This window comes from Bacteroides thetaiotaomicron VPI-5482 (assembly GCF_000011065.1).
Lineage (GTDB): Bacteria > Bacteroidota > Bacteroidia > Bacteroidales > Bacteroidaceae > Bacteroides > Bacteroides thetaiotaomicron.
In genome coordinates, this window is record NC_004663.1 from 3,784,257 (window position 1) to 3,802,796 (window position 18,540).

Annotated in this window: 10 protein-coding genes; 7 read left to right on the plus strand and 3 right to left on the minus strand. The window is 41.8% G+C overall.

What is annotated here, in order from left to right:
* Positions 1-25: 25 nt before the first annotated feature.
* Positions 26-229 carry a helix-turn-helix domain-containing protein gene (locus tag BT_RS15235; RefSeq protein WP_011108573.1) on the minus strand — a complete coding sequence of 68 codons (204 nt, stop codon included), beginning with the start codon at positions 227-229 and terminating at the stop codon, positions 26-28.
* A 104-nt stretch (positions 230-333) separates the two neighbouring features.
* On the opposite strand from BT_RS15235, the gene BT_RS15240 reads away from it, so the two are divergent.
* The 6 genes from BT_RS15240 (at position 334) to BT_RS15265 (ending at position 13,461) form a co-directional block, all read left to right on the plus strand.
* Positions 334-2,613, plus strand: coding sequence for a toll/interleukin-1 receptor domain-containing protein (locus BT_RS15240; protein WP_011108574.1), 2,280 nt, complete (start codon positions 334-336; stop codon positions 2,611-2,613).
* A gap of 1,246 nt (positions 2,614-3,859) precedes the next feature.
* Positions 3,860-5,215 carry an SWIM zinc finger family protein gene (locus tag BT_RS15245; RefSeq protein ID WP_011108575.1) on the plus strand — a complete coding sequence of 452 codons (1,356 nt, stop codon included), beginning with the start codon at positions 3,860-3,862 and terminating at the stop codon, positions 5,213-5,215.
* Positions 5,203-8,049, plus strand: a complete 2,847-nt coding sequence (locus tag BT_RS15250) for a DUF6493 family protein (RefSeq protein WP_011108576.1) — start codon at positions 5,203-5,205, stop codon at positions 8,047-8,049. The genes BT_RS15245 and BT_RS15250 overlap by 13 nt, the downstream gene beginning before the upstream one ends.
* A gap of 140 nt (positions 8,050-8,189) precedes the next feature.
* Positions 8,190-11,093: a DUF6493 family protein gene (locus BT_RS15255; protein WP_011108577.1), complete on the plus strand. Its 2,904-nt coding sequence runs from the start codon at positions 8,190-8,192 to the stop codon at positions 11,091-11,093.
* 261 nt (positions 11,094-11,354) lie between these two features.
* A complete protein-coding gene (locus tag BT_RS15260; RefSeq protein WP_011108578.1) occupies positions 11,355-12,233 on the plus strand; it encodes a M15 family metallopeptidase in 879 nt (292 codons plus the stop codon).
* Positions 12,234-12,270: 37 nt separating this feature from the next.
* Positions 12,271-13,461: a THUMP-like domain-containing protein gene (locus BT_RS15265; protein ID WP_162303089.1), complete on the plus strand. Its 1,191-nt coding sequence runs from the start codon at positions 12,271-12,273 to the stop codon at positions 13,459-13,461.
* 298 nt (positions 13,462-13,759) lie between these two features.
* On the opposite strand, the gene xyl3A is transcribed toward BT_RS15265, so the two are convergent.
* Both xyl3A and BT_RS15275 read right to left on the minus strand, forming a co-directional pair.
* Positions 13,760-16,351 carry a xylan 1,4-beta-xylosidase gene (gene xyl3A, locus BT_RS15270; protein ID WP_011108580.1) on the minus strand — a complete coding sequence of 864 codons (2,592 nt, stop codon included), beginning with the start codon at positions 16,349-16,351 and terminating at the stop codon, positions 13,760-13,762.
* 463 nt (positions 16,352-16,814) lie between these two features.
* Positions 16,815-17,390: an RNA polymerase sigma-70 factor gene (locus tag BT_RS15275; RefSeq protein ID WP_011108581.1), complete on the minus strand. Its 576-nt coding sequence runs from the start codon at positions 17,388-17,390 to the stop codon at positions 16,815-16,817.
* Between the two features lie 194 nt (positions 17,391-17,584).
* On the opposite strand from BT_RS15275, the gene BT_RS15280 reads away from it, so the two are divergent.
* Positions 17,585-18,493, plus strand: a complete 909-nt coding sequence (locus BT_RS15280; protein ID WP_008767289.1) for a FecR family protein — start codon at positions 17,585-17,587, stop codon at positions 18,491-18,493.
* Positions 18,494-18,540 lie beyond the last annotated feature (47 nt).

Here is an 18,540-nt window from a genome sequence, read left to right on the forward strand (position 1 = left end):
TTTTGCTTCTGAAAACTGCTTCATCTCACCTATCCTTTTTGTCGGTTATCAAATACTTAAGGTCTACTTGTAATATCTCAGCGATCAGTTGCAAAGTATCTAAATTAGGCTGAATCCGATTACAAGCATAGGCATTGACCATACTAAAACTTTTATCAAGTCTCTTTGCCAGCCATGTTTGAGAAATACCTTTTTCGGATAAAACAGCCTTAATTCTATTCAACTTCATTCTTTAATGTAATTTTATTGCGCAAATATAGTGAATTATATTCAACAAACCAGTTTGTTTTATTATATTTGCAGCATTAATAATGATTTTAATACACCAGTAATATGCAATCAACCGTAGCATTCATATCTCATAGAAGTACTCATAAGGATTTTGTTAGAAAAATAGTTGACACAGTAAAACGAGACAATTGCATTGTTGACGAGTTCGATTTTTATCCAGCGACAAAAACGGTAAATGAAATAGTTAGAAATCTAAACTTTGCGCCGATTTTTGTATTACTAATTTCTAAAGATGCCCTTGAGTCTGATTGGATTAAATTAGAAATGTCAAAAGCTCGACAACTTTATGACACAGGTGTTATTAGAGAGTTTATGCCTTTTATAATTGAAGAAGGAGTAAAGTTAGAAGAGTTACCTTCATGGATGACTCGTGACTGGAGTTTAAATATAAAAACAATAACATCCCCCAAAATTATAGGTCAGTTTATTATTGAAACACAACGAAAAATTCGTTGTGTCGGGAATAATGCATATGGCAATTGGATAAATACGTTTATTGGCCGTAGTAATGAATTAGATGAGTTTCAAAGAGCGATGTACGACAGTGTGTATATGCCTCATCGTTCTTTAATTGTCTCGGGAAAACCGGGAAGTGGGCGTACTAGATTTATCCAAAAATGTATTCAGGACAGTAGCGGACTATCATTTATCCCTGAAGGATTTCAGATAAAACTACCTCAAAAAACATATTTAGACAACTTTATACTTCAATTGCACGAAGGCTTGGGCTTTAGTAAAGCATCATATGAGGATATTCTTAAATTAGATCATGAACATCAAATTACTAAATGTGTATCTTATATTAATCAGATAATCAACGCTCATTCATTCTTACTAATTGAAGATGAGATGAGTTTTGTATCATATGACGGAACTATTTCTGAATGGGGTAAAGAAATTATATCCCATCCTGCCATGATAGACTCGTTAAAGATATTTATAAGTAGTAGGGTTAAGCCTAGATATTCTGAGTTGAGAGCATATCCCCAGATAATTCATATAAATCTTTCTGGGTTTACAAAAGATGAACGCAAACGTCTTTTTGTAAATTGCTGTCGTTATTATAATGTTCAACTAAATGATAGTGATGTCGATTTTTTTGTGGATCGTCTTCAGTCCTCTCCCCAACAACTAGAACAGGCAGTTCGAGAAATTAAAGATAAGAACGTAAGATTTGCTAAGAAAGACATTAAAAACCTGATTGCAATAGGAGATGAAGTCTTTTCCAGAGTTATTAGTTGGTTTAAAGGAGATGAGACTGCTCTTACTTTAGCAAAAGTGCTTGCTGAAGTTGATATGATCAGTTTCGATTTACTCGAACAATTATATGAGGAAGATTATCCTAAAATAGAACAGCTCGTAAATAATTTTGAATCTTTGTCTATTTTAGATTTTTACGGTCCTGGAGGCAATAATATTAGTTTGGACGGTGGCGTTTCAGATTATATACGTAGAAGTAAATTAGATTTAGATCCTATAATGAAAACCCGTATTGAAGAAATAATCTTCAATAAAATAGATACGGCAGAAGATGATCTAGGAGAATTATCAATATTTTTACATGACTTGCGGAAGCAGTTGCTGTCTGGCAAAGGTTTTGCGTATGTCATGCCGTCTATCGTTATAAGTACAGTCATTGATCTTTATAATCAGGGTAGCTATGATTCAGTAAAAGATATTTGTTTGCATGCTTTGGAACATTGTTCAAGTTATACAGAGGAACCTCTGCAAGAATTGTACTATAGGTTGTGCCAAGTTTTAGCTCGTATGAAAGATAGAATTTTCTTTACATACATTGACAAAATTAAAGATAAAGGTAGTAAAGATTTTCTGTATGGATTTTACTATCGCTATAAAGAGGACTATTCCAAGGCCGAGGAGTATCTCCTTAAGGCTTTAGATTTTAATTCTAATATGCAAATTGCAAGACGAGAGTTAGTGAATGTTTATCTGAATCAAGAAAAATATACTAAAGCCCTTCCTTTGGCAAAAGAGAATTATAATCGTAAATCGACCAATTCTTATCATATAGAAGCATATTTTCGTTGTTTATTAAATCATTATCCTTGGAATACAGAAACTGAAGATACACTTAATCGCCTCCTTAAGGAGATGGAAGAGAATTTTAGTAAACGTAAGGATGAACTTTTAGCATCAATGCAATTAGAATACTTTATTAAATCTAGAAACCACACTAAGGAAGAAATAAAAGAAAAGATACAAGAAACGTTAATTGTTTATCCTAACTCGCCCCAAGTTTATAGAATTAAAGAAGAATTCGAAAGAGACAAAAGTAGATTTTGTAAAAGTTGTAATTGCTAAGTCTATGATTTAAAGACAGGAAGCTAAAGATGACATTTTAGTATAGGTTTGTCGCAAAAAAACTGTTTTGCGACAAAATATAGCCTATACAAACAGATATAAACGAGAATAATTACAACAGTTCTTTTCAAACCTGCGTAAACAATGCGTAAACAAACGGTTTCAGTTAGGGGGATTTAGTGAGTTTCATAGGAGATAGCTAAATTCGTAATTGTTTGATACACAGTAAATATTGAGAAAACTGACCATCGCAGAATATCACTTTGTCGTTCTCATAATCTGGAGGTCCCTGGTTCAAGCCCAGGCTGGTCCACAAAAAAGGTTGTAACACAAGTTGTTACAACCTTTTTTTTATATCCGGTATCGGAACCGAATCTATTGCTTCCTCTAATTTTTGCCCCCTTTCAGAGAATTTATTCCATGCCCAAAGTATATGAGAATATACTAGTTCCCACAAAATTATGATTTTAAAGATACGGAAGAGGTAAATAAAACGGGCATCATTAAAGAAACCCTAGATAGGGACTAACTAAAAAGGCAATAGTATCTCCAATTCCCCTCCCTTCGGGAAGGGATGGCTGAAAGCCGGGGTGGTAGGTAAAACAAGGTTGTATCTATTTTACTATGAATGAAAGAATTGCGTATTCACCTACCACCTCCCCCTGCGGGTACTCCTCCTTCCCGAAGGAGGAGATTTAAGATACTACCGACTTTTTAATCAGCCCAAAAAAATCCCATTTTGAAAACCACTCTTGGCACCAAAATGGGATAACACAAACAAAACAAACAATATTGGAGCGATTTTCACAAACAGCTTCCTTTTCTTAATCTATATTTCATAACACTTATTAGTTCTCTCTAATGTGAAAGTAATATTTCACCGCAAAAATATTATTTCTCCATTACATATAAAAAAGCTATATAATTGTAGTTATAAAAAATAATTTATTTAGATATAAAGATCTATCTAAAACTATTAAGAATAATTTTTAATAATCGATCAACTCTTTATTTATCAGCAATATACAGTAAAAAATCATTTATACTGAAACAAAAAACAATCCATAAAAGCAAACACTGACTTTCGCATTCAAAACGCAAAAGCGAAGCAAACAACCTAAAATATTTCACTTTATAAAATCACAATCCCAGCATCACAAACAGAGTAAACTACTCAACAACTTTCCATTCTGAGATTTAATTTCTATATTTGGGAAATGTCCAACAAGCACTTATATATTTATCTATGACTGATACTATTTCATATCAATACGCTGCTCCGTCTGTCTTACAACGTTCGTCTGATCAGGACGAATTATTTCTGGCAAAATACAGTGAAATAGAAAAGAAAGAAGCTCCCTGTTTCTTTTGGGGGAAGCTGACACAACCTTATATGACGGCACGCTGCCTCATTGCGTTGTCCAACGTGGTACAATCCAGTTTTAATCTGACTCCTGCCCAGCTTTCCATGCTGAAAGACCCGATTGTGACGGCAGGAAATGAACGTTTACGCTTCGAAGGATTTTCGAATTGTGCAGGCGTATATGCCAGAGTCGATGTACTGCCCGACGGACACGACGGAGAGTTCCTGGAGAACGGAACAACGAATGTTGACTTCAATGCCGGTATGATTTCTGCACTGGGAAGCATCAGCAAACAAGAAAAAGTAGTGATGTCAGTCGGACCTAAGGAGGTAGGGCTTTACAATAAAGGTGAAAAAGTAATAGAACGCAAAGTACCGCTGCCCGTAAAATGGATAAAGGGGCTGACCACGGTACAGATTTACCAGTCTGTTGCCGAACGGATGTATTCATTCAATCGTATACAGACTTTGCAACTCTTTCAGACACTCCCCAAAGGAACCGTGAAATGTGACTATTATTTGGTGATGCGCGGACAAAAACCTGCCTTTTCACCGGTGAAAAGTCTGAATGCCGTTTGTATCGGAGGGGTACATCGTCTGCGCCTGCTCGAACCCCTGTTGCCGTTTGCTGACGAGCTGAGAGTCTTTGTCCATCCGACGATGCAATCGACCATTTGGCAACTCTATTTCGGTCCGGTTCGTTTCAGCCTTTCCCTGTCGCGGGAATGCTGGCGCGGATTCTCCGGAGAAGGTGCGGCATTGGACGCCCTGCTTGAAGACGTCCCGGAGAAATGGATAGCAGCGATGGATAAATACAGTTACGCCAACCAGCAGTTCAACCCCACTCTTTTCGCTATTGAGGAGCACATTGATCTCGATAAGGTGGATTCTCTGTCTGCACGACTGGCAGCTATGGGGTTACTGGGCTTCGATCTGGATGATAATAGTTTCTTTTATCGTCGCCTGCCCTTTAAGACAGAGCGTATCCTGAGCCTCAATCCGCGTATGATAGCTGCCGAGAAGCTATTGGAAGAAGAGAAAGTGGAAATTATATCAAATGACGGAAATCGGACCGAAGCACGTGTCGCTGGGAGCGGAGGAGTAAGACATACGGTTATTCTGGACAGGGAAAGTGAGAAAGAACGCTGCACCTGTACCTGGTTTAGCGGCAATCAGGGAGAACGGGGAGCCTGCAAACATATTTTAGCAGTCAAAAAACGAGTACAATGGAAGAACTGAAACACGAATTGGAGAAACTAGCCAAAACTTATGTGGATACTCCGGAGAAAGAAGAAAAGATATTGATTCCTTTTATCAAGCGATTATTAGAACTCCCGATGAAAGAAAGACGGAAAGTGATTCCAACTATCGGAGAACTGCAATATGAAAGAGGAGAAGGTTGGATGACTTGCTGCGACCCTGCCCGAAGGCGTTTTCTTGCCGCAATTGAGTTTATAAGTGCCAATAAACGTGAGATGACCATGGCATACGAAATAGATTTTGAGCTACTCTGCAAACTGCTCCAGCTTTACCGCCCCACTTGGTTATCCGACTTCATTAATGGTGATCACTCATTCTATAGCTTCAACCTAAACTATCAAGAACTCATGCAGCTCGTAGATTTGGGGTATATAAAAGAGCTTTCTCCGAAGCTCTTGGGACAAATGGTCCCCTGGCAGATCAGAATAAGATCTTCCAACAGCAAAGAAGAAGAGACTTTCGACAGCAGCCCACTGCTGAAACGGGAAATCACCTTAAAAGAGCATATTTGGTACGTCTTCGAATATGAATCAAATCTCGGCTACCTGGACGATTGCGCCAAGCGTGCTTATAAAGAAGGGATTACGGTGCAGGACGAAAGTTTCAGCGCAATTCTCTATCGTTTCTCGCTCGACGGACATCTGGACAGAAACCGGCTTCTGCGAGCAACACTTTCCACCTTCAACCGAAGTTTTAAAAAAGACATGGTAAATTGGTTTGCCGGACTCTTTGAAGAATTGCAGCCAAGGGCGGAAGAACTCATATCCCTGCAAGAAGAAATCATGCAAGTGTTCACCTCTCCATACACCAAACCGGTGAATGTGATGTTACAGCAATTAAAAAAGATTGCTTCCGAAGGCGGGTTCCGCTATCAGGAGTTTATCGAGCGTGCGACTACTCTTTTCTTTTCCAGCCCCAAAAACTCACTGCTTACTATTTATTCCATTTTTGAGCAGATCGTTGCCGGGCACCCCGAAATGAAAGAAGCGTGTTGCATCCCACTCTGCCAACTATTCCTGAAGAAAGATGAAAGCCTGCAAAAGAAAGCTGCCAGCTTTATATCAAAGTACGGAGACGCATCCTCTTCTACATTGCAAGAGACATTGCTATCTTACCAATCCGAGATGTTCCAGAGCGTACAGGATATACTTGTTTCTTTCATGAAGCAGCCTGCGGAAGAAACTGGCCTTCCCGAAACAACCTTCCAAGAAAAGGTTCGTATTTGTCGGGAAGACAACCGTATCCCGTTTCCTGCCAATAAAGAAGATTTTCTGTTCCAGCTCAGCCGCCTGTTCGACATGGATGAAAGTTGGGAAACAGACACAACGATTGCCGCCCTCATCGCCTTCCATCCCCAGTTGGATGAAGAAGATTTCAGCCGGATGGAGCCTGTATTCCAACGGGCAGCCAACATCATTATCAACAGTTGGGCAGTATACGAGAACTTTCTTGCCACTTTCCTGCTGGAATATCAACGTTTATGGACACAAAAAGACACTGCCAACCAAGGATTCCTAAGTAAAATCTTCGCACGCCTGGAAGAAAGACTCAAAGGAATAGACGCAAACAGAGGAGCCTACGACGAACGTGCTTTCAAGCGTCTTGCAGACTGGCAGCCAACTTACAGCAATAGAACCTGTTTTGAACCTATCAAACAATTGTGGCTGGAAGTAATCCGTAAAATCAAAAAAGGCGACTCATTACCTTTACTCTCTACTCCGACACATAGCCCGGCATACATCCAGGCCACCGAACTTGTACGACGGCTCGCCGTTTATCAGGAAGCGAATGCAAAGCCTTGTTCATGGGACTTTCAGCTGGCCATAGCACGCTGCGCTTTAGAAGACAAGGAAGAAGCCATTGCTGTCGCCCGACAATTATTAAATAATGAATATCTGCATCTTTGTCTCTTTTTATTAGATAAAGGGACGCAGCCCGAACCACCGTACAATCATCCATCTGCCTGGCTTGCAGCCGGACTGGTGAAAGAGCCGGATACTGAATTCGAAGCATTCAAAAACTTCTCCTGCAACACGCTGCCCCACAATTACCTGACAGGAAATTACGGCTGGAAAGAACCGGCACAGAAAGAAAATCAATATGCAGCAGATGTACGTCTGCTCCAGCTCGATTTCTACAAGTGGCATGAGTATGCAGAACACAACAGCCACCAGCTTTGGCAAGAACATCTGATCATCAACAGCAGATACAATATAGGCGATTCCGACTATATGGAACGTCTGTTCAGCTTCTTCCCCAACCAACCGGAACCACTGGTTGCACAAATCATCAACTGCTACATGGACTTCGGTTCACCGCAGGAAGAGAGCAAACGCAGTGTAGCCAATGCTTTACGTATGTTATTGTCTTTTCACTGTCCGCTCCGGGAGATGAGTTTACTGTTGCTGGGCGGAGGCCTGCTTTTTACTGACAAAACCGTCCGTTCATACGCTGCGGAGCTATGGGTGGAAGGCATCGCTAACAACAGAATAGACAATCACCGGTTAGGAGAAATAGTAGCACGAATTATCAATATGGGCATTGTTCCGCTAAAACGCTTCACCACAGAAGTGTATGAAAGCATATACAAACGAAGCGCCTTTCACAATCAACAACTGGAAGAGTTACTCACTGTATTGATCGGCGGATTGCCCGACAATCCGGTCACCGGACAAAAACAGTTACTCGAACTCTACGCGGAAGTGCTTCGCATGAACGGTCATTGCGTAACTGACGACAAAGTCCGCGAGCGCCTGGAAATGTGGAAAAAGAATGCTAATCTGAAAAAAGTAGTTACGGCATTAGAGAGGTGATAGGTAACAGGTAATAAGTAATAGGTAATATTGCTTGGTATCAGGTTTTTATCATTTCAGGTGATCTTAATTGATTTAAAGTAGACTAATTTATAAACACGGATATTGTTATCATATATCCTTCAATCAAAATTATAACCATGACTGCACTAGAAACACAGCTTACCGAGATAGTAGAAAAAGAGCAAGGGCAGAAGATCATTCCTTTTCTTCAGAAACTGACACAGGAGGAGCGGGAGAGCCTCATTCCCTGCCTCAGCCGATTGGAAGAATACTATAATAAGTTTGTCCAGCTGGAAGAAAGGACATACGGTACGCGTGCCACGTCGGGACAGCATCACATTATTGATCTTGCCGCCCTTGTGATTTTTCCCCTCAAGGAATTTCGCAAACACGAATGGGGGATAAACACAGCGCATCTGAACGAGATAGCTGCATGGCATATTCCCACGTGGCTGGATAGTTATTTCGTTGAAGGTGAAGGTAAGGAGTTTGGCGGTTTTTACAATATGGACTACGAGATATTGATGGACTGGATAGAAAGGGGTATTCTCACCATTTCCCCCTCTCCGCAGACGATAGCAGGTTATCTGGTTAACTATATCCACACTACCCCCGTATTAGAAAAGCGGGATATTACAATCAACGAGCACATCTGGTATTTGTTTGAATATGACTGCGGGCAAAACTGGCACGCCAATCCGGCCAAAGGATATCCTTATTATACATTCCAACACTTCACCGAGAACGGAAAGCTAGACCGTATGCGTGTACTGAAAGAGTCTTTGCTGGCAATCAACCGGAACTTTAACAAGAACCTGTGCAGCTGGTTTGCCGGTATGTTTACGGCACTCAGCCCCAGCGTTGAAGAACAACTGACATTACAGCCGGAGATGCTTGCCGCACTATCTTCTCCCCATAGCCGTCCGATAAATATCATCCTCGGTCTTCTGAAGAATCTGTGCAGCCATCCCCGGTTCCTGACAGATGATTTTCTGGATCAGACCACTGTCCTCTTCGCTTCGGACGTAAAAGCTGTCCATCAAAACACGCTGGGAGTTCTCAGTAAACTGGCGAAAGAGAAAAAAGAATATCGTGATACCATCTGTTGCGCTGCCGCACAAGGGTTGATGAGTCGCGACGAATCTACTCAGAACAAGATAGTGAAACTGATTCAGACATTTGGAGAAACAGAGTCGCCCACATTGAAAGAAGCACTCTCTGCTTATGCAGAAACAATGCTGACCAGCACTAAAAAAGAGTTGGCAGCTTATCTGAAAGACAATGTTTCAGATGCTTTATCTACCGATAAAGTCTTGCTGACTACTCTTGACGAGCAGGCAAGTGTCGCCTCCTTCGACTATGAACCGATGCCACCCATCCTTCGGGAAGACAACCGGATACAGGAAATTACTTCCATCGAAGACCTGATATTTCTGGCCAGCCAAATACTAGATTCCAATGAGCTATACCACTTCGACCTTTTCCTGAATGCGTTGGTAGAATGGAATGAGCAACTGGAAGCGAAACATATCACCCAATGGACACCTGTTCTTCAACGTGCCTATAAGTTACTTATCAATGGCGGAAGTTCACGCAACGGAATATTGGATTCTATGATGGCAACGTTCCTTATCGACTACGCAAAACTATTAATCAAGCGTTTCCCTGTAGAAGCAAAAGAACTGAGCACCCTGCACGAGAAAATGGTGCAGAAAGACGAACTTCAGAAAGGTCAGTGGAGATATCGCAATCTGCAGAGAATAACCATCCGCCAAAAGAGTAATAAAAGAACGGAATTTCCTATTCACAAACAATTACTGTACCGGACATTAGACCTTTTGGAAAGTAACGAGAACCGACTTCCCATGCTATCCACTCCTACGCATATGCCTGCATTTATTGACCCCATAGTTCTGATAAAAAGACTCGGACAATATCAGCAGGCCAATGCCGAACCGGACGATATAGATATGCAGATAGCCCTGTCGAGGATGGCATTGAATAATTATCCCTCGCAAGACTTTCCGACTGTTCTTCAGGAACTGAAAGGGGAATACCAAAGTTTGTTTTCCTTCTTGATAGGAGCAAAAGATGCAGTACCACAAGCTCCCTTCGCCCATCCTTCATGGTGGATGACAGCAGGATTGATCAAATCACCGGAGACGGTTTATACTGAATTTAAAGATTTCTCTTATAGCAAAAGCTCACGCGAATTTCTGACGGGAAACTTCTCATGGTGGACTTTCCAAACCCCTCATTCATATACTGATTATCACAACAAAGTAGTCAACTGGACATCTTCAACCCTTAGTTTCAATGTTCCGGAAGGAGAGAACATCCACATCGTCAACAAAGGAAAGTATGATGAGAGAGTGAGTTATCACTCGTATGATCCGCATCCGCTACTGGTGGAAATGTATTCACAGATAGAACGTTATGACGATATACAAAACGATCTGCCCCGCCTTGTATGGCTGGCTCCCAATACACCGGAACCATTGTTTGTATGGTGCATCCGCTGTGCCATTTATGATCCGATGCTAAATGAAGTGAGAGAAGTTGGTATCACCCAAGCCACCATAGAGGCACTCCACCAATTAAGGCACGAATGGCATGAGACCTCTTATCTGCTGGAAGCGAGTTGTATGCTGGTAGCCGACAAGACTTCCCGTTCTTATGCCGCCGGAATATGGACGGACCGTGTCAACACAGGATGTATAGACAGTGCACGTATCGGCAGGATACTGGGTTCGCACCAACGTACCGGATGGGGACCTCTGAAAAGACTTACCGACTTGATACAACAGCAAATGATAAACGTCAGCCCACTACACAACCGGGAACTGGAGCTGCTACTTACATCACTGATTGCCGAACTTCCGGAACAGCCTGTCAAGGAACTGAAGAAGCTGCTGGAAATATATTCGGAACTGCTGTCTGTCAATAACAGCAGAGTAACGGATGAACGTATTCTGCAACTACTCGAAATATGGAAGAATACGGCCAATCTAAAAAAAGTAATAGTCAGTATCAACCGCTGAAAATCCGGATAAATCACAGAAGAAGGTGTGCCGGTATTCAGACTATATTTGCATATAGGGTATAGTTACCGTTCATGCAGGGTATAGTAACCTAACATGCAGGATATATATGTCCAACGTACAGGGGATATATATCCAACACGCAGGGCATATATGTCCAACGCGCAGGATATATAGATCCAACAAACAGCGTAAAAAAGGCTTTTTATTGGTGCTAAATTCAAAAAGAAGTATCTTTGGCACACAAAACCCAAAGGAGTAATGATGATGCTGAAATATAGTTTATTTGTCTTTTGCTTTCTGCTGGCAGGGTATTCCTGCGTATCGGGGCATAAGGAGACAAAGACATCTGCAGAGACCGAAATAACGTACACAGACTCTATGTGCGCAGGACTCGGAGATACAAGCCCCGAAGGTACAGCATCCGACTGTACATCCCTTGCTCATGCGGACTCCATTGATGCAGATTCTATTTATACATCCCCCTCGCAGAAAAATGAATCCGCCAGTACACTGATTCCAAGGCATCAGAAAAGCCCGATGGCTCTTTACATGGATTCTCTGAGACTAATAAATATAGCGGAGCTGGACAACAGCATCGCCATCAGCCTAATGTACACAAAAGCGGATAACTTCACCGGAGAAATTCTTTATGACGACCTGTCCGAAGCCTATCTGCATCCTCATGCGGCGTATGCCCTCTTAAAAGCACAAGAAGCACTGAAGGTACTGCATCCATCTTACAGTCTCATTATTTACGACGCTGCACGTCCGATGTCGGTACAGAGAAAAATGTGGGATGTGGTCAAAGGAACTTCCAAATACAGATATGTCTCCAATCCCAACCGTGGAGGCGGACTTCATAATTACGGCCTGGCGGTAGACATCAGCATTCAGGACTCGCTGGGGCGACCGTTGCCTATGGGCACAAAGGTAGATCATCTTGGAGTAGAAGCGCACATCACCGAAGAAGGCGAACTGATACGCAACGGAAAAATCACCGAAACAGAACGTCAGAACCGGATATTATTGAGGAAAGTAATGAAAGCCGCCGGATTCCGTGCATTGCCCAGCGAATGGTGGCATTTCAACTTCTGCAGCCGGGAAGAAGCCCGGAAGAAATACAACGTAATACCATAAACGAGTACCACCATATAACGCCGAATATAAACAACCTATGATGCAAATCTCCCCCGAAACCCAGCTCTTTATCCGCGAACATCAGACGGATGATGTACGTGCTCTGGCCCTGCAAGCCCGGAAATACCCGAATGTAGATATGCCGACCGCCATCACACAGATAGCAGGAAGGCAAGTTGCCGCCGAAAAGATTCCATCATGGAGAGATACGGATGATATATGGTACCCGAAGCACCTGTCACTGGAGCAATGTTCGTCAGAAGTCACCGCCCGCTACAAAGCAACCCTTCTAAAAGGTAACTCCCTGACGGACCTGACCGGAGGATTCGGAATAGACTGCGCTTTCCTTGCTGCCAGATTCAAATCCGCCACTTACGTAGAACGTCAGCAGGAACTCTGCGAGATAGCAGCACACAACTTTCCCATCCTGAACCTAAACCATATCAACGTAAAGAACGAGGACGGAGTGAGTTATCTGCAAGCTATGTCTCCGGTAGACTGCATCTTCCTCGATCCTGCCCGCCGCAACGAGCACGGAGGAAAGACGGTTGCCATCTCAGACTGTGAACCCGATGTAGCCGAACTGGAAGAACTCTTACTGAACAAAGCGGAACAGGTCATGGTCAAACTCTCGCCCATGCTGGACTTGTCATTGGCATTGAAAGAGTTACAACACGTACAGGAAGTCCACATCATATCTGCCAATAATGAATGCAAAGAGTTACTACTGATACTCGGACAAGCATCGGCAGAAGAAATATCCATCCATTGCGTAAATCTCCCTACCAGGGGGGCACAGGAAGAACAGCATTTCGTATTCACCCGCGAACAGGAGCAGTGCAGCGAATGCAACTATACCGACACACTGGAAAATTATCTCTATGAGCCGAACGCTTCACTCCTGAAAGCCGGAGCTTTCCGCAGCATCGCCTCCGCATTTCCTGTTAAAAAACTGCATCCTAACAGTCATCTTTATACTTCTGATGTGTTGGTCGAGAGCTTTCCCGGCAGGGCTTTCCACATCATTAGTCAGTGCAGCCTTAATAAAAAAGAACTAAAAGAAAGTCTCGGAGACTTGAAAAAAGCAAATATCACAGTACGTAACTTTCCGGCTACGGTTGCCGAACTCCGTAAACGAATCAAATTGTCGGAAGGTGGAGACACTTATCTGTTTGCCAGCACCTTAAACAACGGACAAAAAGTACTGATCCGCTGTGAGAAAGCCTGAGTCTGTAATAGCATTACAACACAGCCCCTTCCTGCACCATTACATCAGTATATGAAATAGGAACGATAAAAAAGGATAAGGATCACTCAGCTGTCCTTAAAATCCCAGACTGAATTTCCCGAAAAATAAATGAGAGTGTGTCAAAAGTCAATAGTAACGAAACTGGGGCTGACAAAAAAGTCGGCAGTATCTTAAATCTCCTCCTTCGGGAAGGAGGAGTACCCGCAGGGGGAGGTGGTAGGTGAATACACAAGCTATTGCTACTGACTTTTGACACCCCCATTAATGAGTAATATTATTACCGAAGTGTTACACTCAATTTATTCCCCGAAGGTATATCCGAACTATTGCCATACATGATTTCATATTTTCCGGGCATAATACGCATAGTATTTGTAGTCGGATCAAAGAACTCAAATGTAGTTGGCAAAAGATCAATAGATACAACACAAGTCTCTCCCGCCTTCAGCGGTACCCGACGGAAAGCGCGCAAACTCTTTATCGGCCCTTCCGCATCATCTACTTTGCGGACATACACCTGAATAACTTCAGCTCCATCATACTTCCCTGTATTCTTCACATTGACTTTAAAATTCAAATCCTGTCCGGCAGATATAATTTTCTTATTCAAACGTCCTTTAGAAATATCGAAAGTAGTATAACTCAATCCGTATCCAAAAGGAAACAAAGGAACTTCCGTCATATATCTATAGGTACGATTCTTCATACTGTAATCTTCAAAATCCGGCAACTGGTCCGTACTCCTATAAAAAGTAACGGGCAGCTTTCCACTCGGATTAAAATCTCCGAACAGAACGTCCGCCACAGCCAATCCGCCAGACTGCCCGGGATACCATGCCTGCAAGATAGCATCACAAGACTCCATCTCAGGAACCAATGCGACCGCCGATCCGGAACAGTTGACAAACACCACCTTCTTCCCCGCTTTCTTCAATGCTTTCAGGATATCACGCTGCACTTGCGGTAGTTCAATTGAAGTACGGTCGCCGCCAGCAAATCCGGGACTGTTAACGGAATACATCTCTTCGCCTTCCAAACTCGGCGAAATGCCACCTGCGAAAATAACAATATCCGCTTCTTTGACTCTATCGACAACCATCTCAGGTGAAATATGACGATAAATACCCAAATCAAATCTAAGCAATGCCTCCGCACCTGCCTGCATATATTCTATTCTGATCTTATAATCTGTCCCCGCAATTGCTTTCAACGTATATTCCCTTTTAGCACTGGCATGTTCTCCCCAATAATCAATCACCTTTTCCCCGTTCACATATACCCGATAGCCATCATCTCCTTCAATCAGCAACTCATAAGCTCCACTCTCTTTCGGACGAAAAGTTCCTTCATAAACAGCAGTAAAATTATATAAGCCCACACCTGTGGCAAAGACTGTATTCCCACCATTACTCAGATTAATCGGAGAAGTAATCTGACTTGTAGCCGCGACATCACCACTCAAATTCATATTATTCCAGTAGGTAGCCGTCAGACCGGGACGCCCATTGTTGGAGATCTCATTAAAATAAGATTCAAAAATCCGATTATCCAGTAACTCACATCCTTTCTCAAAAGGTACATCGCCTATCTTGCAGCGAATCCCTTCCAAAATAGTATATGTATGTGAGGGTACACCTTCATAGTTTCCCCATTGCATCACCGAATCAACCGCATTCGGTCCCATCACTGCGATACGTGCCCCTGTTTTTGCCAACGGAAGCACGCCATTATTGCAAAGCAATACCATAGATTTACGTGCCAGATCCAACGCCATCTGTTTGTGCAAATCACAATCCACAGTATCTATACTAATTCTGCTCCAGGGAACGATAGAATCCGGATCCATCTCGCCCAAAGCAAAACGGGCTTTCAACAAACGACGCAAACTTGTGTCTATACGTTCTTCTGTGATTAATCCCTGCTTTACTGCTTCCTCCAAATGCGAATATATCGAACCACATTCAAGATCAGTTCCATTGATCACAGCAGAAGCACTGGCATCGGCAGCATCTTTATGTGTCTCATGGCGGCCTTTCACAAAAAAATCATCAATAGCACCGCAATCACTTACAACCAAATGTTTATAGCCCCATTCATCCCTCAATATTTGCGTTAACAACCGGTTGCTATCACAACAGGGCTCTCCTTCCAGGCGTTGATAAGCGCACATCACTTCCTTCACGTCTGCCTCTTGCACCAAAGCCTTGAAAGCCGGAAGGTAAGTCTCCCATAGATCACGGGGAGAGAGGTCTTCTACATCAAAAGAGTGACGTTTCGCCTCAGGACCACTATGCACTGCATAATGCTTGACACACGCATGAGCCTTGTCATATTCGGCATCTGCCGGCCCCTGCATTCCCTTTACTACAGCTACTCCCATACGGGTAGTCAGATAAGGGTCTTCGCCGAAAGTCTCCTGTCCCCTCCCCCAACGCGGATCACGGAAAATATTCACATTCGGATTCCAAAAAGTAAGCCCTTCGTTTCCATATCCATAGCGATTACTGCGATGGGCATCGTGGAATTTAGCACGTCCTTCATCACTAACGGCAACATACACTCTTTCAATTGCTTCATCATCAAAGGTAGATGCCATACCCATAGTTATCGGAAACACTGTAGCCAGTCCATTACGGGCAACACCATGCAAAGCCTCACTCCACCAATTATAGGGAGCTACTCCTAACCGTTCTACCGCAAAAGAAGAATTTTTCATTAATCCTATTTTCTCTTTCAAAGTTAATCTCCCTAATAAGTCTTCCGCACGCTCTTCGGGAGTAAGTTTCGGATTCTTATAAGGTTCATTCTGCGCGAAGCTGCCCATCGACGCAACGATACTCAAACTTAAAGTTAACAGTACTTTTTTCATTTTGTCCAAATTAATTAAAGCTTTATTTATTATGTTACCTTGCAATTTCACATCGGAAAACTACATTCTAATCATTGTTTTCAAATACAATAACTATGATCGGGGAATGCTGTCTGATTTATCTGTTCAAATGGAAACGCCTAACTTGAAACAGCGATGAATGATAAATGTAGTGCAAAAAAAGCTGCCATACCAAACTTTTTTCCAACTATTTTTATTACTAAATAATTTTTGCGAATCAAAGCTTATTACTATCAGCCTCCAAACCTGATTATAGCCAAAAGTACATGAGTTTCTATTACATCATTAATAATCTGACTACTTCAGAAAGTCTATCTGAAAAGAAAAGAGGCTATTGAAAATACAGATAAAGTAACAGCCTGCTAAAAACAGCAAGAAAGAAGATAAGTATATTCCGACACTATATAAATAATGAGAAAGAAGGAATGTCTTATTTTTATAACTAAAATGAAAGAAGCGACAATAGAATCTCCCAGCCTCGCTTCACCTTATCTTTCAAGAATTTCAAGGCCTTACCCATATGTATTTCTACAGTCTTCTGACTAATACCAAGCCTCTCGGCTATCTCCTTGTAACTCAGGCTTTCTTCACGGCTCAACAAGAAACACTTTCTTTGTTGTTCAGGAAGTGAATTGATTAACCGATCAATGAATATTTTTAGTTGAGAAGCGCAATAATCTTCCTCCACAGTAGTGGAGTTATAATAACCTTCGTTTCCATAGGCTACCAAAACAGAGGTTTTGAAAAGATTCTCATTTACTCTCTTCTTATTTTTATTAAATACGATGTTTCGGGTAACAATAAAGAGAAAACCTTTGATATTTTCATCTTCCTTCAGTAAATGCCTTGATTCCCACAACTTCACAAACACATCCTGAACAATTTCCTCTGCATCAGCAATTGTAGCGATGTACAATCGGCTAAAGTCATAAACCTGACTCCAATACTCGTTATACAAATCTATAAACGCTTGATGATCACCGCCCTTAATAGCCAATACTCTTTCTCTTTCGTTCATATTTGTGCAAATATTAGTGACAACAAAGCTATACATTATTTAAAAGATACAAAAATAAAACACATTTTTTTTATATCCGATAGGGGTAAATGTAATATGGGGAGTATTTAGTATGTAACCGAAGTCAATAACGATCATTATCACTAATATACAAAGACGTGAATTCAATAGAACTCATTAATATTATAAAAAAGATGTTAGCCGACAGACTGACAACTTCCGAAAGGGAACAGCTTCTCAATGAGAAGCCTATGGTTAACTTTCAGTCTCAACAATGGGATAAAGCTCCTAAAGCTCATATACAAGATCATGTTCCCCCGCACACCATACTCAATAAGATTATGGTCAGATGCCGGAACGAAAAACAGCCTTTAGAGAGAAACAAGAAATACTATCGTATCGGATATTCCATCGCTGCCACTGTTGCCATCTTCATTATCGGCTTTTGGATTGCCAACAATATTTCATCATCCGACATTAATATCAGTGCTCCAATGAATGATAAGCTGGCAGTCATGCTGCCGGACAGTTCGGAAGTATGGCTCAACGCAGCTTCTCAAATTCGCTATCACAAGTCATTTCTGAACAACAGAGAAATCTTCTTGGAAAAAGGAGAAGCTTTCTTTAAAGTGAAAAAAGCTCAGGGAGCACCCTTCAGGGTTTATTTCCGGGAATCGCGTATTGAAGTGACCGGAACGGAATTCAACATCAAAGCCGGGCACATGGAATCGGAAATTACCTTATTCACCGGCTCCATCAAATTCCAGGCAGAGGAAGGACAGCGAGAACTGCCGATGCAACCGAACGAACGAATCGTATACAATACCCAGGCCAAATCAGTTGTACGCACGAATATAGATATCAACGAGTATGACTGGCGCTCAAGTAAATATCGCTTTACCAACAAGCCATTACAGGAATTCATCGATTTTATCAACCGTTCATACCATGTAAACATCATAATTAAAGAAGAAAAGCTCAAAGAGCTGAAGTTTAACGGAACTATACGTAAAGACGAGCCGCTTACCAATATCATCGAAAAGATATGTATCAGCCTCGATTTAAAAGAAAAACAAGAAAATAACAACATCATATTATATTAATACATAAGAATCAATTATCAATATATTCACTATTAACCTTTTAGAAA